Origin of the sequence: Enterococcus sp. C57 (assembly GCF_040887305.1) — a bacterium.
Classification (GTDB): domain Bacteria; phylum Bacillota; class Bacilli; order Lactobacillales; family Enterococcaceae; genus Enterococcus_B; species Enterococcus_B hirae.
Window position 1 is genome coordinate 15703 of sequence record NZ_JBFOFP010000009.1, and the last position, 25764, is coordinate 41466.

General features: G+C 38.0%; 20 protein-coding genes. 2 read left to right on the forward strand and 18 right to left on the reverse strand.

Annotated features, from left to right (window positions below; translation table 11 throughout):
- Positions 1–6: 6 nt before the first annotated feature.
- Both AB5M32_RS10945 and fdrA read right to left on the reverse strand, forming a co-directional pair.
- Positions 7–840, reverse strand: a complete 834-nt coding sequence (locus AB5M32_RS10945; protein WP_256736285.1) for a DUF2877 domain-containing protein — start codon at positions 838–840, stop codon at positions 7–9.
- Positions 833–3844: a DUF1116 domain-containing protein gene (fdrA, locus tag AB5M32_RS10950; RefSeq protein ID WP_178287169.1), complete on the reverse strand. Its 3012-nt coding sequence runs from the start codon at positions 3842–3844 to the stop codon at positions 833–835. Before fdrA ends, AB5M32_RS10945 begins: the two co-directional genes overlap by 8 nt.
- Before the next feature lie 120 nt (positions 3845–3964).
- Between fdrA and AB5M32_RS10955 the strand changes: the two genes are divergently transcribed.
- Complete coding sequence (locus AB5M32_RS10955; protein WP_178287167.1) at positions 3965–5548, forward strand: PucR family transcriptional regulator; 1584 nt, start codon at positions 3965–3967, stop codon at positions 5546–5548.
- 165 nt (positions 5549–5713) lie between these two features.
- Here the strand turns inward: AB5M32_RS10955 and AB5M32_RS10960 are convergent, their stop codons facing one another.
- The 13 genes from AB5M32_RS10960 to rlmH all read right to left on the reverse strand — a co-directional run bounded on the left by AB5M32_RS10960 (position 5714) and on the right by rlmH (position 22178).
- Entirely contained in the window at positions 5714–6766 is a 1053-nt protein-coding gene (locus AB5M32_RS10960) for a PTS sugar transporter subunit IIC (RefSeq protein ID WP_010720927.1), read from the reverse strand.
- Between the two features lie 13 nt (positions 6767–6779).
- A complete protein-coding gene (locus AB5M32_RS10965) occupies positions 6780–7718 on the reverse strand; it encodes a 2-dehydropantoate 2-reductase (RefSeq protein WP_034700421.1) in 939 nt (312 codons plus the stop codon).
- A gap of 334 nt (positions 7719–8052) precedes the next feature.
- Positions 8053–9951: a BglG family transcription antiterminator gene (locus tag AB5M32_RS10970; protein WP_178287165.1), complete on the reverse strand. Its 1899-nt coding sequence runs from the start codon at positions 9949–9951 to the stop codon at positions 8053–8055.
- 114 nt (positions 9952–10065) lie between these two features.
- Positions 10066–11511, reverse strand: a complete 1446-nt coding sequence (locus tag AB5M32_RS10975) for a glycoside hydrolase family 1 protein (RefSeq protein WP_088745709.1) — start codon at positions 11509–11511, stop codon at positions 10066–10068.
- 10 nt (positions 11512–11521) lie between these two features.
- Positions 11522–11869: a PTS lactose/cellobiose transporter subunit IIA gene (locus tag AB5M32_RS10980; RefSeq protein WP_010720932.1), complete on the reverse strand. Its 348-nt coding sequence runs from the start codon at positions 11867–11869 to the stop codon at positions 11522–11524.
- Between the two features lie 14 nt (positions 11870–11883).
- On the reverse strand, positions 11884–13167 hold the full coding sequence (locus AB5M32_RS10985; RefSeq protein WP_218619969.1) for a PTS sugar transporter subunit IIC: 1284 nt from the start codon (positions 13165–13167) through the stop codon (positions 11884–11886).
- 6 nt (positions 13168–13173) lie between these two features.
- Entirely contained in the window at positions 13174–13491 is a 318-nt protein-coding gene (locus AB5M32_RS10990) for a PTS sugar transporter subunit IIB (protein ID WP_196763502.1), read from the reverse strand.
- A gap of 360 nt (positions 13492–13851) precedes the next feature.
- Positions 13852–14595 (reverse strand): hypothetical protein, encoded by a 744-nt coding sequence (locus tag AB5M32_RS10995; RefSeq protein WP_010720935.1) that lies wholly within the window; start codon positions 14593–14595, stop codon positions 13852–13854.
- Positions 14596–15050: 455 nt separating this feature from the next.
- Complete coding sequence (locus tag AB5M32_RS11000; RefSeq protein ID WP_368024462.1) at positions 15051–16691, reverse strand: hypothetical protein; 1641 nt, start codon at positions 16689–16691, stop codon at positions 15051–15053.
- A 307-nt stretch (positions 16692–16998) separates the two neighbouring features.
- Positions 16999–17694, reverse strand: a complete 696-nt coding sequence (locus tag AB5M32_RS11005; RefSeq protein ID WP_053766239.1) for a DUF4767 domain-containing protein — start codon at positions 17692–17694, stop codon at positions 16999–17001.
- A gap of 565 nt (positions 17695–18259) precedes the next feature.
- The gene (locus tag AB5M32_RS11010) at positions 18260–19909 is read right to left on the reverse strand and encodes a hypothetical protein (RefSeq protein ID WP_178287161.1); all 1650 of its coding nucleotides are present in this window, start codon (positions 19907–19909) and stop codon (positions 18260–18262) included.
- Between the two features lie 885 nt (positions 19910–20794).
- A complete protein-coding gene (locus tag AB5M32_RS11015; RefSeq protein ID WP_178287159.1) occupies positions 20795–21643 on the reverse strand; it encodes a hypothetical protein in 849 nt (282 codons plus the stop codon).
- A 55-nt stretch (positions 21644–21698) separates the two neighbouring features.
- Complete coding sequence (gene rlmH / locus AB5M32_RS11020; RefSeq protein ID WP_002317110.1) at positions 21699–22178, reverse strand: 23S rRNA (pseudouridine(1915)-N(3))-methyltransferase RlmH; 480 nt, start codon at positions 22176–22178, stop codon at positions 21699–21701.
- A gap of 452 nt (positions 22179–22630) precedes the next feature.
- On the opposite strand from rlmH, the gene AB5M32_RS11025 reads away from it, so the two are divergent.
- A complete protein-coding gene (locus AB5M32_RS11025; protein WP_010737045.1) occupies positions 22631–23917 on the forward strand; it encodes a S1C family serine protease in 1287 nt (428 codons plus the stop codon).
- 57 nt (positions 23918–23974) lie between these two features.
- Here AB5M32_RS11025 and ytpR read toward each other — a convergent pair whose 3' ends face one another.
- The 3 genes from ytpR to AB5M32_RS11040 all read right to left on the reverse strand — a co-directional run bounded on the left by ytpR (position 23975) and on the right by AB5M32_RS11040 (position 25706).
- A complete protein-coding gene (gene ytpR, locus AB5M32_RS11030; protein ID WP_010737044.1) occupies positions 23975–24580 on the reverse strand; it encodes a YtpR family tRNA-binding protein in 606 nt (201 codons plus the stop codon).
- Positions 24581–24888: 308 nt separating this feature from the next.
- Complete coding sequence (locus AB5M32_RS11035; RefSeq protein ID WP_002317107.1) at positions 24889–25356, reverse strand: universal stress protein; 468 nt, start codon at positions 25354–25356, stop codon at positions 24889–24891.
- A 29-nt stretch (positions 25357–25385) separates the two neighbouring features.
- On the reverse strand, positions 25386–25706 hold the full coding sequence (locus tag AB5M32_RS11040; protein ID WP_002317106.1) for a thioredoxin family protein: 321 nt from the start codon (positions 25704–25706) through the stop codon (positions 25386–25388).
- Positions 25707–25764 lie beyond the last annotated feature (58 nt).

Consider the following 25764-nt stretch of genomic DNA (forward strand, 5'->3'; position numbering starts at 1 on the left):
CTTACCTCACTTTTCGTTTTCTATTCCTTGTAAAGCTAATAACAGCCCAAAACATAAATCTTTGCCCGATGTGTGACCAATAGCCATCAATTTTGCGATCAATTGATCTAGTTTTCCATAGTCCGTTTGGGAAAGTGCGAAAATTAGTTGATAAAAGAAAGAATTGCTATAACCTTTCATAGAACTACTGATATAGGCCTTACTGACATCAGTTGTAGCTAATTCAGTCAGCTCAAGGGAACGCATCAAAGCGTCTCCTCGAGCATCTGAACAAATTGTCAACATGAGCAGGTAGGCGATTAAAATGTCATCACCACTTGGCGTTAATCCTTGTCCTCTTCCAATTAAATAGTGAATCAACTCCTGCCATTCTTCCGAACGCCAGCAATGATTTTTTTGACTCATTTTCTCAAAAAAATGACGAGTTCGATTATCAAGCGGAAGACCGATTTTATTTGTTAAGTGTTGTTCTTCTAACCTTGTTTTCAAGGTTACCTGTTGCGCTTTCGTCAACGTTAATTGGATAAGATCCAAGGAAACGATCGTAGAGGGGCTCAAATGAATTTTTTTGACGCCTGCTCGACTATAAATCAGCAATTCCTCTTCACTGATCCTTACTTGATTTCCTTGTTGGATAAATGGTAACAACTCCTGAAATAGGGAGTGAGGTAAATTAATACCAAAGCTAGAAAGATAATCATAGTAATCCGCTAGATTGATCAACTGTCCGCCAATCTCAATATTAAATGACCGATTAAAGACACTGTGGATTTTCCCGATTTTCCCAAACTGATGCAACGGAATCAAATAATTACTGATTTTACAATTTTCTCTAGTCAATGATAATCCCTAGTTTCTCAGCATAGGCTTCTAACGCTTTTTCAAAACAAGCAAGTGGGGCTCTAACTGTTCCTGCACCAATTTGACCGACTCCTGGATTTTTATGAGCGATTCCAGTATTGATGACAGGAGTGATTCCAGTTTCTACCACTTTTCGGATATCAATTCCTAAACAAGTCCCTTGAAAATCCCAAGTTGGAATAGAAAAAGTAGCATTATGGGTGGCGCAGATCTTAGCCATTTCATTAGAAGTGGCAAGTGCATCCGCAAACCCTCCAGCACCGACAAATCGTGTCACGCCAGGAGCTGCAACCATCGCCATTCCGCCAACCCCGACCGTTTCCGTGATGGCACTGTCACCAATATCAGGATTCCCGTCTGCTTCACTGAAACCTGTAAAGTACAGTCCTTTAGGGGTATTTACCGGTGCTTTATGCCATGTATCTCCTGTTTCCGCGATTCGGATACCAAAGTCAACCCCATTACGTGTCATGGTGGTTACAATTGTCCCTTTACTGCCTTGCCGTGCACCATCAACCATGGCTTTCCCTGTTGCCATCATGATATTCAAGAAAAATTGATCCGTGTCCGCCAAGAACTTGATGACTTCGTATTTTTGTTTTTCTGCAATAGTCGTTTGGATAATCAATGGTGCCAGCTCTTTCAAAAAGTTCAACGAGGCAGCAATATTGCGTTGATGAAATTCATCCCCCATCGTGATAGAACGTGCAATCAACACATTTAGATTCAACCCATTGTCGGTCAGCGCCAGCGCTTCAGCAATTGTTGGTCCTAATACCTCTTTGATCCAATCAAGGCGATCCACTACTTCTTGCGAATAGGCACCGAAACGAAGTACCTTGCCGATTCCTTCATTCAAAATACAAAATGCTCGATTTCCTGCTAATCGATTTTCTACAACAAAAACCGGCATATTACCAGAAGTGATTCCTCCCATCGGTCCAACAGCTTGTACATGATGACAAGGTATGAAGCGGACTTCATTCGCCTCAAATAATTTTTTGGCTTCTTCTTCGTCTTCTGCCCAACGCTCAAAGAGTGCTGCTCCAAGACAAGCTCCTTTCATCGGACCGGTCATTCCTTCCCAAGTAATGGGCGGTCCAGCGTGGAGTAACGTTTTCTTTGCTGGCTCATTTAACTCTGGAATCACTGATTTTGCTGGTACTACATCAATCAAGAATGGTTGCGCATTTTTGATTTTTTCTGTTACTTGTTGATTTTCTTCTTCTATTTTTTCGTTGTATTCTTCTAAGCTATCCAAAAGTTTGATCATTTTTTGATTACCACTTGCTCTTGGTCGCCAATTAAATTGAACGGTTTGTCCACCATAAGCAAGGATCGATTCAGTAAAACTTGGCAGACCAACGTTTATGATTCTTGGTTTTGTCGTCAGTAATTCCATGACACGTTCACTCGGTTGAGGAACTTCTACCGTTCTCCCAGTATAAGGAAGTAGTTCTTTATCTACTTCAGATAACGTGACACCCTTTAATAGGAGAGCTAACTGAACAGCTTTGGCATTGCTTTCGGTCACAAATACTCCTGCCTCTTGCAACCGATCTACAGCTGATTGACGATCTTGCGGATCATTGGCCGTGCCACAAACTGTCGCCACAAAATAAAGCAATCGCCCTGCTTTTTCAGCCTGCATTTGTGCTTCTTGGATCGCTGGTAGTAGCGCACCAACCATGTCTTCATGCGCTCCGTAGCCCAAAACGACATCAAGTAAGATAACGCCCGTATCTTGTTCCGAAGCATATTCCTGAATCTTTTGAATCCGCACTTCGGGATCGATCATTGGATGAGGTTTTCCTTGAGTATAGCGATCATCGCCTAAGTCAATCACTTCATACCCTTGCGATTTTAAAACATAGCCTTCCGTTTTCACTAAGCCACCAAGATCCAACGCTTCAGAGATCAGCATTCCTGCCTCTGCAGCTAAAGTCCCACCAGAATATAATCCTTTGACCACTTTTTCTTGTGGTAAAACTGGCACATCGGGTTTTTCTATTGATTGAAAGTAGTTTTTCTTGATTGCTTGCTCATTTGCTAAATCAACAGCGATTTGAGCAGTTTCTTCTAAGGTATGGGCTAAATAAACTTTTCCTTCATGGTTTGTTGGCTTTTCACCTAGGAAAATCGCAACAACCGGTTTTGTGATGCTCTGTAATAATTGTACGACTTCATCGCGCACAGCTTTTGCAGGTGGCTTGGAAATGACACAGATCACATCGGTAGGTTCATGATGTTCCAAAGCAATAATGGCATCTTTAACGGTAGTTGCTCCGACTTTGTCACTGAGATCTCGCCCCCCCGTACCGATGGCATGGACCACGCCGCCACCTAGTCGATCAATGATCGTCGTCACTTCTTGGATGCCGGTGCCAGATGCGCCTACGACTCCAATATTTCCAGGTGCGACCACATTGGTAAAAGCAATGGGAATGCCAGAAAGAATACCAGTACCACAATCTGGTCCCATCATTAATAACCCTTTTTGATGCGCTAGTTTTTTCAAACGTACTTCATCTTCAATCGCAATATTATCTGTAAAAGAAAAAACGTGTAAATTATTTTTCAACGCACGTTCCATTTCTGCTGCCCCATATTCTCCTGGAATACTGAACAAAGCAACATTTGCCTCTGGTAAAAGATCCAATGCTTCTTGCCAAGAAGTCACTGTTTGGTTATCTTTCGTAGTACTTTTTGCAGACAAATCAGCTAAAAACGTGTCGACTAGCGGTAGTACTTGATCCATTATTTTTGGGTCTTCACTTGAAACCACGATCATCAGATCATTTGGAGAGGCAGTTTTTGCTTCATCTGTTAACAAATCGGTATTATTTAAAATATCTTTATTCGCATCTGTTCCCATCATGATTTGACTCATGACCACTTGTTCAAGTGAGTTGATTTTGTTTGTTAAAAGCATCAGATTGATTGAATCTTGGTAATTATTTTTTAAAATGACTGTGTTTAACATCCTTCTCCTCCTCTTTCTTTCGACACTATTATTGTAGGACATTAAGAAAGTGTTTTCATCGGACGTATTTCTAAAAAAATGCTATAATTTTTATCCATAAAGGGGAAAAAGGAGGAAACGATGAAACTAAAAGAGCTTTTGACACTAGGTGAATTAAAAAAAGGCGAGATCCTAACGAAAGACATCGGTTTAGACAATGAAGTAACAACAGCGATGATCTTAGAAGCGATCGATATTGAGAATTGGAGTAAAAAAAATCAATTGATTCTCACTTCTTTTTACGCTTTAAATGATTTAACGGAAGCAGAGTTAGAAGATTTTTTTGTTAAAATGTGCCAAATCGAAATCAGTGGGTTGATTTTAAAGACAGACCGTTTTATCAAAACGATTCCTGACCGATTTATCCATCTATGTTTCAAGTACCGTATTCCTTTGATCAAGATTAAGCAGGAGGTCAGTTATGAAAAAATCCTTTTGACGATTTATGAACCTTTGTTAAATACCCAGTCCCATATACTCCGAACGTATTATGAAGTTCGTCAACGTTTCAACCAATTAGAACGCCAGTCATCCTCTATTGAAACGATTATGGAGGAATTTTATCGAATTATAAAATTACCCTTTTCATTAAAATTGATCGACAAAGGAATCGAAATCAGCGATGGGAAGATTCCTCGAGATGCAATTGTTTTAGCACGAGAAACTTTGCGCAACACTGATTTCACCAAAAATGATTATTCCTTGTTAACACTATATGCCCATACCAACCCTCAAAAACACTATGCGCTTGAAGTAGCAATTTTCAATAATTATTCAGCAAACTGTTTACTTTTAGTCTATCTTCCAGATGATGTCGTCAAAGAAACTGATTTAGTGATTATCGAAAATGCAATTGATGCCCTCCAAGAAAAATTCAATACCGAAAGTCTCTTAAAAAAAGAACGTTACACCCGGTTGAACAATTTAGCAGATGCCATTTTACAAAATACGCCTAAAAATCCTGATGAATTAAATAGTTTACTTCATGAAGTCCATATGTTGTCAAAAGATTCTTATCAAACTATTGTATTTCCGACAAAAGATACCCAAACACAATTAATGAAAACCCGGATCATTTCACTACTGCGAACCTTAAAGAAAGAAGCAATCTTCTTTGATCAGCATCACTATTCGGCTGTCTTATATAATTTCGATCAGGCGGATGGACCGATCACAAAACCTTATTTGCAACGGGTCGTCCAAGACTTTCTCTTAGAAAATCCCTACTTAACTTTTGCGATCAGTAGCTTGAAACCCAAACAAGGAATCAAAGAACTGTTATTTGAATGTCTTGATATTCTGAATTTCAATCGAGATTTTTACAATGGTCCGATTGTGACATTAGCAGATATCGGTATCTTCAAACATTTTATTCAAGAAGAACAACTTCAATCCATCGAAGAAAGTCTTCCTCAAAACTTAGTGGCACTCGCTCAAACAAACTTTGATCTCTTTGAAACCTTTTACTGTTTTTTACAAAATAATCGTAACTATAAGCAAACTGCTGAAAAAATGTTTCTCCATTCTAAAACTATTCGCTATCGTTTGCATAAAGTAGAGCAATTGCTCGCCATTGATTTTAACAACGCTTTTCAGATGGCGAACTATGAAATCGGAGCTTATGTAATCAAAATGAGACAGCGCGCACTGGAAAAGAAAGAATAATTGATCAATGAAAATCTGGTTGGTCTTAGAAAAATATCACTTACTAAAAAAGCCTGAACTTTTAATCTCCTTCGAAAAAAGGAATTAAAAATTCAAGCTTTTTTTATTGAGATGATTTGTCTCACTACCAAAGGAGCAGACTCAGCCAAAAAATCAGCCGTTTCACTAGCCTAAGAATTCAAACACATCTGCTCGATCATATAGTTTCAATACTTTCTCACATAAAAACTGAGTGAACAATGCTGCCGCAACTGGGACGACTAACCAGCTCAAAACAACAAGAGCCGGATTTAGACCTGCATCTAAAGAAGCTAAAGGACCAACTAAGCCAACGATCCCAAAACCAGCCGAGGCAGGGGTTCCTGAAATAGACAACAAAGCAACTGGAATAGCTGTAATCACTGCACTGATCAGACAAGGAACGAGAATAACCGGTCTGCGAAACAGATTAGGCATCATCATCTTCATCGCTCCTAACGTAATGGCGATCGTCACTCCTGATTTATTGACTTTCCACGAGTTCACGATCAAAACGAAAGTCGTTGCTGCGACACCCATTGCTGCCGCTCCTGCTGAAACACCATCTAGTTGGATCGCCACTCCGATTGCTACGGTGGAAATCGGTGAAATGATCAAGAAGGCAAAAGAACAGCCAATCAAGATCGACATCAGTAAAGGTTGTAGTGTCGTGAAGTTATTGATGACCGTCCCGATAGCTGAGGTAATATCTGCCACATAAGGATAGAGATAAAACCCGATCACCCCTGCGCCGACACCAACAACGATCGGAGTCAACACAATCGCTACCGAACCAAACCGTTCACCAATCAGATAAATCAACCCAACTGCGATAGAAGCAGTGATCATCGTATTGATGATATCGCCTGTGCCAGCACCAACATACACACCTGTTTCACCAAGCTCAGGAGTAAACTTCACCACCCCTGACCCGACAAATGCGGCACCAGCCACCACCATCATCTTCATCGGTGCAAAACCAAATTGCAAAGCAATCAATCCACCGATAATCAACGGTGTCGCTAATTGGAAGATGACCGCCATTTGAGCAACAGCCATCGCAAAAGAAGAACCACTAAAGTATCTTAAAATCGCCCCTAATACTGCGTTAGGAATCAATCCGATGATAATCCCCGTTGCTGTACCAGCTAATACTTTGTTCAGAAAAATCTTTGGTGACATGCTTTGTGTCTGTTCCATCAATTATCCCCCTTTATTTTACCTGCAAGCTATCTTCTTTCGCATGGATCAATTCTGTTAAGAAGTCACAATAAGGTGTTGCAATACCATATTTCTTCCCTTTTCTTGAAACCGCACCGTTGATGTAGTCGATTTCCGTCAAGCGGTGATTCTTGATCAAATCTTGATACATGGATGGATAATGTAATCCGATCGTTTCTGGATCGAAACAAGATTCACAATGAGCGATCACTTCTGGGATATCTAAGTGGATATTTTCAGCTTCTGCCACTGCCGCAAATTCACGAACAATCGTTTCCACCATCTTATGCGCAGTCGAAGTTTGACCTAACCCTGCCATGTTCACATCCAAAATCGTGCATAATCCATTCATCGTGCCATTCACACAAGCTTTACGGTAAATGGAATAATGGATGTTATCAGAGAATTTCGCATGTAAGCCTGATTCTGATAATTTTTCAGCTAGTGCTTTCGCTTGTTCTTCTTTGCCTTCTCCAAGATTTTGCAGCTCAATTGAACCACTTCCAAACAGTTTGACTTTTCCAGGTCCTTCTAAGCCCGCCGTCCACATGGTGTTACCAATATAAATGTTTGCCATTGGAACAAATTTTTCAATGATATCTTCATGTCCGATACCATTCAATAAGCATAATACTTCCGTTTCTTCTTTGATCAATGGACGGATATCTGTTAGCATTTTTTCTAATTGCATCGCTTTAGTAAATAAGATGATCAAATCTACCTGATCTTCTTCGCCTACTTCTGATTGAAGAACGACTGGTAACTTCTCAACTACTTCTTTGCCATTGAAATCTGCTTTTAACCCATGCTCTTTGATTTGTTGGACATGATCTGCCCAGCCGTCGATCAATAGTACTTCGTTTCCACCTTGATGTAACATCAGACCGAAACGACTTCCCATCGCTCCAGCTCCTGCAATTGCAATTTTCATGTTTTATTCCTCCCTTTTGCCTTACATTATACCTATCTAAGATTTATTACACAATTTTATTCTATAGCTTAGCCTTCTTTTTACACTACTTTACGTGAAATCAGCTTGCCTAAGAGAAAAACGGGCAATCCTAAACTTCTCCGTTCAATTGGAAGTTAGCAGAAAGATGTTTCAAATTACTTCCTTCCACCACTGCAAGCACAAAAAAAAGTAACCGAACATCAATAGAAAGCTTTCGGCTACTTTGGCAATGATCGATTAGCAGTGACCTCTAAGACAAAAGCAAGCGTTCCTCTCATACAAGAATAAAACCAACGCCCTCAACATTCACGGATCATTCTTCCGTTTCGACCAACATTTTCATTTTTAAGATGAATTCTGTAAAATTTTCTGCACCCGCTAACAATCGCACATTGATCGGATCAGAAACGATTTCGATAAACATTTCAAAAAAATCATTAAATTCTTTGGCTTCATCTTGTGAGATGGCAACTAAAGCTACGATTTGAACAGGATATTCGTCCCATTTGAGGGTTTCTTGCAAGGTCATAATCGAAAGGGCACTTTTTTTCGCCTGTTGTTCCAGCGAGTGGGGTACTGCGATACCTGATGGGAAACTGGTCGATGACATCGCTTCTCGTTTTTCCATCCTCTGGGAAAATTCTTCCTCCACATACCCTGTCACTAACAATCGATCAAACAATTTTTCCCGAATCATTTTAGGTGTCTGATCGGTCGGATCAAATTGATTAAAATAGAGATCTTCAATAATAAACCGATCGATCAAATGAAACATTTGTTTTCGCCAATTACTTTTTCGCTTGGCAGTCACCCGTTTTTGGATCTTTGCAAAATCTTTACGTGTCAAAATAGGATGGACATATACTGCGCCATTGATTTCGGTCACTCTGTCACGATCAGAAGAGACATACACATCATTTTCCTGTACGCTTACCTCATGATGATCAACCGCCACGATCTCCACATCTTCCCCTAGCATACTACGAATATTTTGAACGTTTGTTTCTTCAAAATCATGGTAATTGTTGTGATCAACTAGCACTCGCAGCTTTGGTCTTTTTTCTTTTTTGCTTTCTAAGTAAGCCCCGATGTGTAAAGCGATAAAAGAAATCTCATCCTCATTAAACCAAATCGCTAATTTTTCCTGTACCAACATCGACAAGTAAACCGCAATGTCATACGTTAACGGATAGGCTGTTTTAATATCTAAAAGGCTGCTATTCCGGGTGAACCGTTCATATTGAGAGCGATCATAAAGATTTTGCAGATGGATAGCTAATTTATTGAAAAAAGCTTCATCTTGTAAATCAATCAAATAGGTTTCTTTGACTTTCTCTAAAACTTCATTTAGTGTTTCGATCACTCGAGCTTCAACAATTTTGGACAAGGCTAGCTCTTTGCGATTCGTAAGATATTCATTTTGTAATCCAATAAAAAGTAAGGATAACTGCTTGACTTCAGCATCAGAAAAATGAATGTGATAAGTATTTGAAAGAAGTTCAGTAATCTCCACACACAATTGAAATTCCGTTGCATCATTTCTTAATGGAAAGTCCTTCACACTTTTCAAATCATTTCCTTGGCGGATCCGTTCAATACTAATCGCAAAATGAAGCACAATATTGTTCATCGAATAGCGATTGATTTTGATTTTGTGTGAAGCTAAGACATCATGGATGGTTTGCTCTAGATCAATAAGCGAAAGCGTGCCAATCATATCTTGGACATGATACTTTAGTTTTTCCTGGTAATCGCCTTCCTCATACAATAGCGAAATCATGTAACGCCTTTTATCACTTTCTGATCCTTCTAAATAAATTTGATTGGCTTTGATCGTTAATTTCAATTGTTTGTTTTGAATCTCGTTACGTAAAAGCTGGATGTCATTTTTTAACGTTGACTCAGAGAGAAACATCGTGTCTGCCAAATCATAGAGATCAATGCCATGATTGCTTTTTAACAACGTCAAAAACAACTGTGATTGCCGGTCATTCGTTGTTTGGATCACTTGCTTATCCTGGGTAGGTTGTTTGATCCGATACCCTTGATTACTAGAAATAATTTGTTGCTCTGTCTCATTGATCTTTGTGATTTGATTACGAATGGTTCGAGTCGTACAGTTACAAAATGTTGCTAGTTCCGTCGCAGTGACCCAATGCTGCTGTCGTTTTGCAAGATACGCGATAATCTCTCTTTGCCTTTTCGTTGCCACTTTCTATCTCCCCCACACATGTGTTGCTATCCATTGATTTGCCACACTATCTCAAAAAAAGGTGGATACGAAGATCCATGTCTCGCATCACACCTATTCTTTAAACTGGCGACTTTACAAATTTTCTCCATTCGATTCAATCACATTTTTGTACCAGTAAAAACTATCTTTTTTAATTCGATCACCACTACCTTTTCCTTCATTATCCAGATCCACATAGATAAATCCATAACGTTTTTCCATTTGAGCAGATGAACAGCTGATAATGTCAATCGGCCCCCATGCACAATAAGCAATCACATTGACTCCATCATACATCGCACGTTTCATTTCTTCAATGTGACTAGCCAGATAATCGATCCGATAATCATCATGAATCTTGCCGTTTTCCAACTGGTCATACATTCCAAAGCCATTTTCTGCAATAATAATCGCTTTACCATAACGATCCCAATATTGCGACAGTGAATGATACAACCCTTTAGGATCCACTGCCCATCCCCATGGATTAGCTTTCAAGTTCGGGTTAGGTGTCACCGATGCAGGGTTCAAATCGTTTTTCTTGGAGTCGACCATTTGCGAATAATAATAAGAAATAGCCAAATAATCCATCGTATTCGCTTGTAAAATGGCTTTGTCTTCTTCAGTGATCTCGAGGTGGATATTATTTTCAGCAAAATAATTCAACGCATACTGAGGATATTCCCCTCGAAATTGCACATCTGTATAGAAATACTCCATCCGATTACGACGTAAAGCCAAAATGATATCATCTGGATCGCAAGAAAATGGATAGGCAGTGCAATCTGCAACCATCGTTCCAATTTGCATTTCAGGGTTGAGCTTTTTCCCATATTCATAGATTTTAGCACTGGCAACGAACTGATTATGGATCGCTTGATAACTAGCTTCTTCGTAATGATCCACCGTATCATAAGGTATAGCAGTTGAATTGAATGGTTCAAATTGGATCAAGTTGATCTGATTGATGACGATCCAGTACTTCACTTTATCTTTGTAACGATCTAAAATTGTTTTTCCATATTTTACAAATAGATCGATCACTTTCCGATTATGCCAACCCCCGTAGTTTAAAGTAATGTCTACCGGTGTTTCATAATGAAGCATCGTAATAATCGGCTCCATCCCTAACTCACGGATCTTATCAATCAACGCATCATAATAAGCCAAACCCGCTTCATTCGGTTCCGTTTCATCGCCCGTAGGAAAAATCCTCGACCAATCAATCGACGTCCGAAACGTTTTAAAGCCCATCTCTGCTAATAGCGCTAAATCTTCAGGATAGGTATGATAAAAATCGATCCCATGGCGTTTAGGATAATAGCCTTGTTCGTCTGTCATATTCGCCTTCAACTGAGCCAAAGACATTCCTTTATGTTGCTCTTCCGCAATTTCTGCATTTGTTTTATCCGCATGGAAAACATGTAAATCAGCGAGGCTGATGCCCTTACCATCAACTTGATACGCCCCTTCTGCTTGGTTGGCAGCAATCGCCCCTCCCCAAAGAAAATCTTTTGGCATTTTGTATTCTTTAAACATGAAATACCTCCTATTTAGTTAATTTTTTTGAAAAGTTTCGAAACAACCGCACCATATGTTCACCAATCAATATCTCACTTTGCGCTGTCATCAGCGTATCTTGCGCATGACAGAACAACGTAGAATAGCGGATCTGCTCTCCTGAAGCTTCCATTTGTAACGTGTCTGTTTGCAAGCCGTGAGCAATCACCACTTCTTTATGTGCCGATTGAATCAATTCTTCTGCTTCATCGAACGCCATTTCCTCCAGTGCATTCAGACCTTTTACCAGTAATTCACGAGCATTACCTGCATGGATCAAAATATTCATCGATAATTCGTTTAGGCTATCTGTTTCTTCCACAAACTGTTGTGACATACTACTACCTCCAATTATTGAGCCGTTGAAGCTTGCATTGCTTTTGCTTGCGCCGCTTCTTGTTCTTCAGCAATTTTTTCTTGTTTTAATAATGAACTATCATATGCTTTAAAAAATGGTAAGAAGATAAACCATGTAATAACAAAGATCAACAGACAGACGATGACCGCACGGAAATCTTGAGTGGCTAAATAAGATGTAAATGGATATGGCATGTACCACAACAAGAATGATTGACTAGGAATATTCACGAAGCCCATATTCATCACCACATAAGAAATCGTTGGTACGATCAGTGCATTGATCCACATAGGAATCATCAAATAAGGATTAAAAGCAATCGGTGCCCCAAAAACCAACGGTTCATTAATATTAAAGATTGAAGGAATAAAGACCGCTTTACCAATCGCTTTTAATTGTGCTGATTTACTTAACAGCAACATCATCACAGACAAGGCCAAGGTAGTCCCCACACCACCCATTGATGAAAAAGCATAACAAGTTTCTTGAGTAGCAATGTTCATTGCTTGTCCACCATTTGCAACAGCCTCAGCATTAGCAGCTAATCCAGCCATATATACAGGATAGATGGCCGGCATCATCACCCAACCTGAAATACCGAACGTATATAAAAAGACTGGGATAAAAACGGATAAGACAAAACCTGGATAAGATTGCACGATTTTTGCCAATGGACTGAATGCCCAAACGACCACTTCAAAGAAGTCAACATTCATTTGTACCGTGATAAACCAACCAACGATCAAGATAAACGTAATCGGCAATAAACTATTAAACCACCCCACCACGAAATCAGGGATCGGTGTATCTTCATCGAAAAATGATCTTTTAGCAGCAAAATTCATCACACAGGCAACAAAAAGACCAGAAATAATCGCAAGAAACATCCCTGTAGCGCCAAACCGAGAAAGAATAAACGTAGCATTTCCTTCAGCAGATACTGTGGGAAATAGTAACATCATGAATAACACTAATCCGGTAGCACCTGAAATCAGTTTTTGTCCGCTGTTTCCCTTTTTTTCCATGAGATAATAAGGAATCAAAAAAGAAACAATCAAACCAAACATCCCAAAAGAAAAATTACTAATCATTGAAAAATCAGGTAAACCTGCAAAAAGATTTTTTAGCAGAGAAACCACTGTAACTAAAGAACCAACAAAAACTAACGGCAAAGCCGCCATGATCGAATCTTGGATCGCCGAGACCCAAGGATTCTTGACAATTTTATTTACTTTTGGCGCAAATTTGTTCGTCATGAAGTCCATAATTTTATTCATCATTCGTTAGCCCTCCATACTTAAAATCAGATCTAGTGCCTTATCTCCATTTAAAGTGCCATAGGTTGCTTGTGGAATGACTGCTACTTTCACGTTCTTTCCTTCAATTTGTGCTTTGAGATCTGCCAACATATAAGACAAATGCGGACCAATCAACAGATAATTGATCTCATTGATCCGTTCATCCAATTGCGACTCACTAGCCGCTTTCACAGTTACTTCTTCCCCTCTTTTTTTCGCTGCTTTTCGAATAGCAGCCGCCATAAATCCACTAGAAGCACCCGAACCACAAATCAACAAAATATTTTTTGCCATCTTTACCATCTCCCCTTTTTTTCTTACACGTTTAGTTTAGCTACCAAGGTATGCGCTTTCAAACTTACTTTTTTCCTAGGTAGCGGAAATTAATTAACGTGAGGTTCTCTTTTAGCTATTATAGGGTATACTCCTCTTAGTTACTCCACCAGTTCTGTTGAAAAACGAATCCTGATAGTTAGGCTCATATCATCTGCTGGCTAACATTCCTGTGAATATCCCCGTACTTCACTAAAAAAGAAAAACATTCCCACAAAAAAAGAGAGCCGACCAGATTCATTCTGATCACGGCTCCCCCTCTATGCCATTTTTTGATTTATGCTTTGTTATCAATAAACTCAGCATCCACTAATCATTCCTACCGTTACCTTAACCCAATGAAATCGGTTGAATATAATCTACCTGCCATTTTTGTTCTTTGTCTGAATAATTGAAATACCAGATCTGAGAAAAATATTGTCGCTGATGCTTGTACCCTGATAAGAGCAGGTTATTTTTTCGATCAATCGTATAATCATAGCAACTAAAATCAATTCGGATCGAGAAACTGTCTTCCTCTATTTGACGATAGTTCCCCAACTGTTGCAGTACGATTTTTTTAGTATGATTTTTAATACCTTCTGCTTGATTCTTTTGTAAGACTTGTTGATGCTCCAAAAATAATTTTTTCGTATAATAGCGCGAGGCTTTTTCCATTTTTTCATGTTCCCAAGCGTTTTGAATCGCAAAGAAGCTGGTTTCGATCTCTGAAAGCAATCTTTTCTTCGCTTTCTTTTTCCCAGGCATACGAGAAAATAGCTCTCTGGTCACACTGTGCTGTTCTTTCTTCCTTTTAAATAAAGCAAACGCCGCAAAACCACCAACAGACGCCCCCATTAATACATAGTCCTCGACGTCACCGTATGAACTCGATCGATAATACCCTCGTGATCGTCCGATAATTGGCCGATCGTCATAAAAATGATGTCCGACCGAACTACCACCAAAACTTCCGCCAGATCCACCGCTTCTCGTTGAGCCACCACCATGTCCACCTGCTACTGCAAAACCCTGTACTGGCAAAGCAAATAAAAAGAACAGACACAACAAACAAGCCAAATAATGTTTCTTCATGTTCCCCCACCCCATTCATCTTCTGTTAGCAACAATCTAACGCTGAAATCCCTCATTGCTACACTAGCTCAAACGGCAATTTCAGAAGCTATGTTATCAGTCCATTTATTTCATACGTTACTTTACAATAAATTGACTAGCAATAACTTAGTTATGAAAAAAAATTAATAAACGAACAAATGAATGTTGAATCTGGGGTTCTGCTTGTTAAGTGTTAATCAATGCGTTAAAAACAAGACCGCTAGAAGATGATCTATTCAAATTCTGTATTAACTATTGACTGGGTGAAAAAGAATGCTTATAAGCGTAGGATCTCTGTCGAATCTGAAAGATTGCCTTATCCAATAATCATTGATGAAATTCATCATGAACTAAATAAGAATAAAAAAACACCTAGTGATCTCACTAGATGTTAACGAATCTTTCAGTTTTTTGTCCTAGTACGAATATTTATGTTACGCAATTTTTTTCGAAACAAAACATTTGCCGATCAAGAAACGAATAAAAACAAAAAAATAGCTTCCTAGACTGACAATAAAAGCAAGAATCATTGTAAAGGGATACTTAGAAGAAACTTCAATTACCGTTGTTCCTGCTTTTCCTTCAAATGTTGCTAATCCTTCATTGTTTTCAATCTTGGTATTTTGCCCATTCACTTTTGCTGTAGTTCCCCAGTAATCAAACACGGGTAACGTGATTTTTTTATCTTTAGCACCTTTGACTGTATAGACTATTTTGGAATCAGAAGCTTTATATGCTGCTGTTTGCCATTCATTGTCTACTCTTATTTCATGCTTTTGCAAATGCTCCTTATATTTCATGGCTTCTAATGGTGCATAGTCAAGGACCCCTCCAACACCTACAGTGATGTAACTACCTAGAGTGTCTTTGTTCACCTCTAAATGGTCACCTAGTGTTGGCACTTTGTGATTATAATTGGCTTTAGTGGCTGCCGAAACAACAAACATAAAACAAACAATCGCTGCAATACTAAGTATTCTTTTTTTCTGACCAAATATCATCCTATTAAAAACAATGGATAAAATTAATGAGCCAAAAAGTACCTGAAACCCTAATATCCGCCAAGGAAATTGAAGCAATCGAACGGGTGTATTTTGCAATAGTGCCCATGGGACCAGCTTAGTTGATAATAACCAGGTAGCTACTGCAATCAGGTAAATCACTTTTTCCTTGCTCGTTAGCTTTTTAAAATACACAAGCGGAAGAATCAAAGAAACAATCCCGATAATCCCGATTGTAAAGGAGGCCAAATCATTATTCATGGCTACAATCAAACTATCAGATACATTGATCGCTTGATTTTGCAGATCTGTTTTTCCTGGCTGATTGATGGATTGATACATGGTTTGCTTGAACATAGGATACCAAAAATAGGCTGTTAAAAGAATCGTCATTCCCACAGCTTTTGACATCTCCAACACCAAGCGAATGGTTTCTTCCTTATTTAGTTTATTCACAATCAGTTTGCCTATGATCATCATTCCAATGAAAAACGCACACATGAAAGTAGAGAGAACATGCGTATAAACAAGCAAACTCATACTGATTGCTAACGGGATCGCAGCTGTTGCTTTCTCATAGATCATTTTGTAAGCATAATACAAAACTACAGGCATAATCGTCATTGCAATCGCTTCTGCAATCGCTGAACGATGGTAAATATCAATCGTTCGATAGCTATAAAATGTATACAGACAGCTAAATAAAAAGGCAGCATCTACTCGCTTTAAAAATTTTTGACCATAATAAAACATCAATAGGATGGTACAAACATTCAACACCCATACGTATAAAATATAACTTACGATCAAATTATTGGTAATCCAATAAAAAATTACCGTTGGAAAAAGGGTCAAGTAGGGGTAAAAATAGTTCACACCGCTGCCATAACTATTAAAAGTCGTAAAATTGATTGGTCCTGAGAATATAGAGGATAATCCTTTAATTCTGGAAAGATGAAATGCGATATCTCCTGTCGTAGAAATCGTTTGTGCATGCCTAAAATAATTCACAGAATAAAGACCCGCAATAAGTATTAATATAACAAATAAGAGCAATTTTTTCTTTGTTTTCATTAGTAACTCCTTTCAAAAAATCATAATAAGTATAACGTAATTATTGGAATTTTTCATAAATTTTTCTGTTTTATTTAGCAAATTATCCTTTCAGAAACAAAAAAAAGACTGAGACATCCATCTCACTCTTTGCTCTGGAAACAGATAAATGGTGTTCAAGCATCAGCTCCTTGAAATAAGCCTAAATTTTTCAAAAACACGAGAAACTGTTTCTAAAAATTCTTTCTTATTATTATCGGAGCTAACCAATGCTTTCACAACCTCTTTTCCAAGAAATTTTCTTTCTAAGTTTGGAAGGACGTCTCCTCTAGCTATTCACAATCCGCTCGAAACCGTTCTTCAATTCATTATTCTCAGTTTCTTTGAAATACAAATAATTGTTTGGGTTTCCTTGGTTTTGCTGAGTCACCATTACCTTAGGTTGATTTTGTTGGAAACCAAAAAAATACAAATGAGCTCCAGACGGTTTTGGATGATCGATATCAGAGTAGATCGCCACTAATTCAAATCCCGCTTGTCCTCTGCCATTTTCTGACCATTCTACGGTGACCGGTGTTTGATCAATCACCATAGACCATTGCCCATCAAAAATGTATTGTGGTACTTGCAATCCATAATAATTAGCATTCACATGATCATTGTAGCTTCTATACTGTTGTCCCATTTCCTGACCCCAAGTTGACATAAACGTAGCTAATTCAGTCGCTTTACTCGCATCCCAGCTATTTTTTTCTACTGGCTGACTACTTGGTGTCGTAGACTCAGCCGTTGTAGTTTGAGTTGACTCTGATGTACTCGTCGCCGTGGACTCTGTTTTTCCCTTTGTTTCTGATGAGCTGGATGATTCAGTCTTATCAGATTCTTTCGTCGTTGTTGAACCTGTCTTACTTGTTTTTGTAACAATAGTGTCTGTCGATTTACTTGAAGCATCTTTTGCCTGATCCGTTCCACAACCAGCTAGCACAAACAACAACCCCACAGCCAACAATATCCCCTTTTTCATTAATAAAACTCCTCCTTGATTGTTTCACTCATTCTAACAAACCAAACTTGAGATTATGCCGAAAATTTGAAAAATTATTTCTAACCAATCCCTCATCTGCAAACTAGAAAATTGGTTTAACCGTTACGAAATCAGAATCAGATACTCAAAAAAAGGTTTATGTAGGTTTCTAAGGAGTAGTTCGCCATAGAAAATACTGATCAACTATAAAGAGACACGGAAAAACGCACCCCCTCATTTATCAATTATGACTAGTATCAAATACATCTAACTCTTTGTTCAGATATTCTCCGTAATTGCTGTGAATATACAGAACTTAAAACATTAGGCACAAGAGAAACAGCTAAAACAAATAGACTGATACAATTAACAAAAAAATCCTCAACGCCCGCCTTGTTTCTAGCGGTATCGTTGAGGAATACGATCATTGGTTGCTATTTCAAAAATAGCTGAAAATGATGTCTCTAATAGACAATTTATTCACCCATAAAATAAAAGGCAACTCTATAAATTTTCTTTATTCATTTTCACGTTTGTTCTGCACTGCCATTCACTTTAGATCCCCTCATCGGAGGACCATTTTACTTTTTACTAAATTTTTTCTTCTCAGCAAATATCGAATAAAGATAAATAAAAAAGTTCCAACGCTTGTTAGTAATGCAAGAATCATCGTTGGCGGATAGGTAGAGGAAACCTCAATCGTAGTCGTTCCTTCTTTTCCTTTAACCGCTACTAACCCGTCATCATTTTCTATGCTAGTCGTTTGACCATTTACTTTCGCAACGGTTCCCCAATAATCAAACACAGGTAACGTGATTTTTTGCCCTTGCGCATCTTCCACTGTATAAATGATTTTTGAATCATACGCTTTATGAGAACTAGTTTTCCATTCATCCCCAACTTTTACTTCATGTTTTTTCAACTGTTTTTTGTATTTCAGTGCATCAGACGGTGCATAATCATAAAGTCCCCCTGTCCCTGAAGTCGTGTAATGCTTAATCTCTTTTTTTGTCATAATCAGACGACCGTTATAGGATTGGATTTTTTGCGTATAATTTATTTTCGTTACTACTGTTAGTGTCAAAAGCAGGAGGACGATTCCGCCAATCCACCATATACTTTTTTTCTGATCTGGTCTGCATTTCAAAAAGACCATCACCAAGATCAATGATCCGAAAAGCACTTGAAACCCTAAGATTCTCCAAGGAAATTGAATCAATTGGATAGGTGTATTTTGAAAAAGAAACCATGGAAAAACATTCGTCGATAAAAACCACGTAGCTACTGCACAAAAATAAATGACTCTTTCTCTTCGTTCAAATCTTTTCAAAAAGAAAAGCGGAAGGACTAATGACACGACACCAATCGTTCCCATTGTAAATGTCGTCAAATCATTAGTCATCGCACCAAACAAACTTTCAAAAATGTTCACTCCCCGCTCCTGAAGGTTTGTGCGGAAAGGACGATTGATACTTTGATGCAGGACTTGCTGCAGCATTGGGTACCAAACATACGCTGTTAAGAGAATCGTCCAGCCGACAGCTTTTGCCATTCCAACAAACAAGTCCAAAACATTTTCTTTCTTTTTTCGTTTAGCCAAAAGTGAACCGATAAACAAAAGCCCAATAACTATTACGCTCATAAATGTAAAAAGAGCATGCGTATAAATAAGCAAACTCATACTAACAGCTAAAGGAATCACACAATTCTTCTTTTCAAAAAGAAGTCTATACGTGTAGTAGAGGACCACTGGCATAATCGTCAGAGCAATTGATTCTGAAATCGCTGAACGTTGGTAAATATCGATCATTCGATACCCGTAAAAAGTATAGAAACAACTAAATAAAAATGCCGCATCTACACGTTTAAAAAATTTCCGTCCGTAATAGAAGGTGATGAGGATTGTACACACATTCAGTACCCAAACATATAACATATAACTTAAGATCAAATTATGAGTAATCCAGTAAAAGATCACAGCTGGAAATAGGGTTAGATAAGGATAAAAAAAGTTGACCCCACCACCATAACTATTGAATGTAGTAAAATTGATTGGACCCGAAAATACAGAAGCCAATCCTTTGATCCTGGAAAAATGAAAAGCGATATCTCCTGTCGTTGCGATCTTTTCTGTATTATTAAAAAAGATAAAGGAATAAGTGCTTGCAATAGCTATTAGCAGAACAAACAAAATGATTTTTCGATTGAATCTCATAACAATTTTTATTTCTCCTTTCATACGTCACTCTATTTGAAATGACTCAGTGATTATTCATTGGGTGAATCACTCTCATTTTTATCATTTCATATTAAAAGAGCTTGCTAGTTATGTTTATGACATACTTATTTTTCTTAACTAACATGAAATACACTATACCTAATCAGCAAGAAAATATTTTTTCTATTCTCTCACTCATTCATTATTTTTTTCATCTTTTGAATAATGAAAAGGTGTGATTATTTTCAACATATGAGTTAGTTACCTCAAAATCCATTATTAAATCCTAAGCTATCCATTGACGAATAGATGGTTTCATTGATCCCTTCTCCCTTCTAAACGACTGACAGATTCCAATTTATAACGTATGTGATTTTATCAAAAAACAACTAGTTTTGTCATTTAATAACCTACAACATAGACATGAAAAGGCTTCACCGAGTTGATAATTAAAAACATCGTTATTTTTAATTAAAGATTTCTTTGGAACCTCAAGCTTATCCCTAACTCTAAAGCGCTGTTTAAGCAGTAGCCCCTTGAAATAAGCCGAAACCAACAAAAAAATAGTCCCCTATCTCTAGATACTCATTGATAGACTTTATCGTGCCAAATTTCATTAAGTAACGTACTTTCTTTCAAAAAAACGTAAAAAACATTTATTAAGATGTTGGAATATGAGTAAAAAACGGATTTATAATCATACAAATTTTTTTGATTTTTGTGTACCTTAAAATCAAAAAATGGGACAATAATCAGATTTTTTCTGACTATTGTCCCACTCTCTTCATGGATATAATATATATTTAAATTTAAATTTATATTTATTTCAGGTAACTACTACTACCAAAAATACCATTGGAAATAATTATAATAATCATTGTTCTAATTGTTAATATATGCAATTGCACTCCCACTACCAAATTTGATATCTGGTAAAGATCGTTTATATAAATTAAGTTCTCGCAAAGTATCTTCTCTATTCGATAATGCCTGAAACGCATAGCGTGTTCGACCATTTTCAAATTTCTTCGATTCAGAATATTGAGAAGAAACTTTATATGCTGCAACAACCGCATTGTCTGCTCCGGTATTAACAGCTATAACATAGCGAATACGATGAATTTTGTCACGACCAATTGCCCAGTTACCTAGCGTACGAGATTTTAAATTAGTATCATCACGAAATCTGTCATCGATTGGATATTCTTGTGACTCATCTTTAGAAAGATTGAACGCATCTCTTACTTTTACTGCTAGAATCAACTCATTCGTCGCTATTTCATTTATAGACATCGGTTGAAACCCATATCGGTCTTCGATTTCTTCAACTGACATCGCCTTAGATCCATGTCCTTTTACTAAATTCGTTAACGAAAGTCCTTGGATCAATTGAGCATAATTGATCAATGCATTTTCGCTTGCATAAGCTTCACTCTCCGTTAAGCCATAGCTAAGTATATAGCTCGATATTTTCAGTTTCATCCCATTTATTTCTTGAATTGTTTTTATTTTTAATGTTCTAACTGTCTCATTTTCTTCAAGTAAATCTGATTTTCTTAGCATATTCAGTGCCGCTTGACGATGGGCAAAAATACGATTTCCTTTTCCTTTCCCAATATAAAAAGTCTGGTTGTTTCTAGGATCAACCAAACAATAGACATAGTAAGGATGTTTCTCGTCTTTTTGCAACTCGGCTAGAGTAGACGCAGAAAAATGGTTAAGTTCACTCACTTGTTATTCACCTATTTTTTCTATTTTTTTCTGTCAATAAAACCTAAAAATCTCATCACTTATGATACGGAGCACCCGCATTGATTCGAAAAGCACGGTAGATTTGTTCGACGAGGATCAAGCGCATGAGTTGGTGGGGGTAGGTCATTTTGCCAAATGAGATTTGGGCGTTGCTGCGTTTCATGACGGCTTCGCTTAAGCCGAGTGAGCCACCGATGACAAAAGTGATCTGGCTTTTCCCTTGGATTCCTAGTTGGTCGATTTCTTTGGCGAAAGCTTCACTGGTTGGATTTTTCCCTTCGATCGCTAGTGCGTAGACGTATTCTTGTTCTTTGATTTTGCTCAAGATCCGCTCGCCTTCTTTTTCTTTGACTTGGCGCATTTGAGCTTCACTCAAGTTCTCAGGTGCTTTTTCATCGGGGACTTCGATTCGTTCGATTTTAGCGTATGCTTGCAGCCTTTTGACGTATTCATTGATTCCTTGGATCAAGTATTTCTCTTTTAGTTTACCGACTGAAATGATTTTGATATTCAATTGCTTTACTCCTTCATTTTTCCTCTTCATTGTTCGTTGTTCGTATTTCCTTCTTTTCTATTATAACGAAATGTTTGCTAAAAGAAAAAGCGAGTTATTTTTTATTTATTTAAAGATTCCCACATAGTTATGCACATCATCCACAGGTTTATCCACAGAAAAGACGATAATTTTGGCTTATTTTATAAGTATTTCTTAAGCAAACGTATGTTTTGCACCGATTTATCCACGTTTTCCACATCTTGTGGATAAAAAAGGGTATTGTTTTTCTGCGAGTTTTCCGCTGATTTCTACACAGGATTTGTGGAAAACTTTTTTCTTGTTTTTTCATCTGAACGCAATGATTTTTCCTAAAGTTTTTCATAAAAAGTTCATAGTCTCCAAGTAGACTAATCTTAACAAATAAGTCTATACTTAGAGATAGAAGAAAATGATAAATGGAGGCAGATCACATGGAGAGAAAAGATGTGACACCAAAAATGAAAAAGAACAATGGAATCTGGCGTAAGCTGGGTCTAGGCTTAGTCGGTGGAATTATTGGGGGCTTGGTAACGGCTGGTATTTTTTATGCTGTCATGGGTTCTGGAAACGCAGCGTCAAATTCGGGTGGTCATCAAAATTCAGCGGGCGAAACTGTCGTTGAAAATGTCAAAGTCAATGTCGATTCAGATATTACGAATGCGGTAGATAAAGTCCAAGATGCGGTGGTATCTGTTATCAATCTTCAAAGCCAAAATCAAGGGACCAACGGCTTTGGGCAACTGTTTGGTCAACAACAACAAGAAAGTTCTGATGATAGCAATCTAGAGGCTTCTAGTGAAGGTAGTGGTGTCATCTACAAAAAAAGTGGTAATTCCGCTTATATCGTAACGAATAATCACGTAGTAGAAGGGCAACAAGGACTAGAAGTTTTATTAAAAGATGGAACAAAAGTCAAAGCTGAATTAGTCGGGACGGATGCTTATTCTGACTTAGCTGTTTTGAAAATCAGTGCAGATAAAGTGAACAAAGTTGCTTCATTTGGTGACTCTAATTCATTGAAAGTAGGTGAACCTGCGATTGCAATTGGTTCTCCTCTAGGTTCTGAATATGCCAACTCTGTGACTTCGGGGATTATCTCTTCATTGAATCGCCAAGTAACCAGCACGAACGAGTCAAATCAAACGGTCAATATCAATGCGATCCAAACAGATGCTGCGATTAATCCTGGTAATTCTGGTGGTCCATTAGTTAATATTGAAGGTCAAGTGATCGGGATCAATTCAAGTAAAATTGCAAGTACTTCTGCTTCTTCATCAGGTGTAAGCGTGGAAGGAATGGGCTTTGCGATCCCAAGTAACGATGTAGTAAATATTATCAACCAACTTGAAAAAGATGGAAAAGTAACCCGTCCTGCTCTAGGGATCACAATGGTTGACCTTTCAGCCGTTTCAACCCAACAACAAGAACAAATCTTGAAAATTCCTGAGTCTGTGACAAATGGTGTGATTGTTACCAGCGTTCAACCGGCGACACCTGCAGAAAAAGCTGGCTTGAAACAATATGATGTCATTACAAAAATCGATGATACTGATGTTTCTTCTGGTGTAGAATTACAATCTGTCTTGTATCAGAAAAAAGTCGGCGATTCAGTGAAGGTCACTTACTATCGCGGAAAAGAAAAGAAAACAACAACAATTCAATTAACAATTGATCAATCCGCATTAAAACAAAGCCAATCAGAGAACTCTGGTAACTAATAACTAATTTCCTATACAAAAATAGCACGGTTGCTCGGCAACTGTGCTGTTTTTTGCTTATTTTGGAAATGCTTCGCCAATCACTGCATCTTCTGGTAAAACAAGGATCCCTTTTTCTTTCGGTGCATCTGGTAATTGTAATTCTTTTGCCGAACAAATCATTCCGTGACTTTCAACCCCACGTAATGTTCCTGGCCAAATCATCATTCCATCAGGCATCATAGCTCCTGGTTTGGCAACAACGACTTTTTGTCCTGCTTCAATGTTCGGAGCGCCACAAACGATTTGTAAGACTTCCTCTTTACCTACTTGTGTTTCAGTGATCGATAAGTGATCAGAATCAGGATGTGGTACGCAAGTTTTGACGTAGCCAACAACGATTTTTGGTTCATTTTCTTCTGTTAACGTTTCTTCAAAACCAGCTTCTTTGATCAAGCGGTTCAACTGTGCAATTTGTTCTTCTGTTAGTTTGACCTGTCCGTTACCTTCGATCGTAAGATGGTCGGAGATATGGAAAAAATTCCAGCCAACGATTTGTCCTGTTTCATCTTTGATTTGAGCAACATTCCATTTACGGATGACCGTATTTTCGGTTCCATTGTCATTTGAGACGATGACCATCAAGGTATCTCCCACGTGCGCTTTATTATAAGCAAAAATCATGTTTTTTCCTCCATTATCCTTTGCTGACATTTATCTTAACAAAAAAAAAGTTTTTGTGCATGCTTTTTTTCATTCTTCAAAAAAAGTGCGAACAACTATTTTCTTAGTTATGGAATCGCAAGAATTTTCAATAGCAACGAGCCTGTGAAAGATATCTTGCCCTTCACTCTAAAAACGAGTAAACAGCATGCAAAAAGTCACTCTATCAGAAAATTTGCCGGAGAATCCCAAAAATAGGAGGAACTATTTTCGGATTCTCCGGCTTATTTCTTAGAGCTAGGCATTTCACTATCTCTTAGTTAACGTATTTAATTGTCGGTGTTGTTCTCCACTTCATCAGAGACAATCAAGACATCACATGGTGCTCGGCGGATGACATAGCTGGAAACACTACCTGTCATAAATCGTTCAACCGCATTTAATCCTGATTGACCGACCATGATCAAATCGATCGCATATTTTTTTGGTAAGTTGACTGCCATTGATTCTCTAACAGAACCATAAGCAACGATTCCTTCGATTTTTTGATAGTCAACTGTTTTTCCATAAGCTTTGCAGTCTTCGATCATTTGTTTCGCTGCTTCTGTTTGTTGGTCAACTAGCGTTTGATCTATTGGGACATAGCCCATGAAATTATAAAATTGTTGGTCGATCACATTTGCTACATAGACGGTTCCGTCGTTTCTTCGAGCAACCTCAACTGCTTTTTTAAAGGCAGAAAGTGCTTGCTCACTTCCATCGATCCCGACCAAAATATTTTTATATTCTTGTTCCATCCTGATCCCTCCTAACAAATATCCAGATGTTAGCCGTTCGTCACACGATTTAAAAAATCCTCGATTTCTTGTTTTGTTTTCCGATCTTTATTCACTAGACGACCTAATTCTTTACCGTCTTTGATCACTACAAAACTTGGGATTCCAAAAATGTTCCACTCAGCGGCTACATCTATGTATTTGTCACGATCGACTTCAATAAAACGCCATGCGGCAAAATCATTTTCAATTTCTGGCATTTGAGGCTTGATAAAGCGACAATCGCCACACCAATCTGCGGTAAAGAAAAAGACACTGTTCCCTTTTTCAACGTAACCTGCTAATTCTTCTAAGTTTTCTGGAATAATCATTGCTGTCCCTCTTTTCTTCTTATATTTAAATTATACACCTTTCTTTAAAAGTCACCAA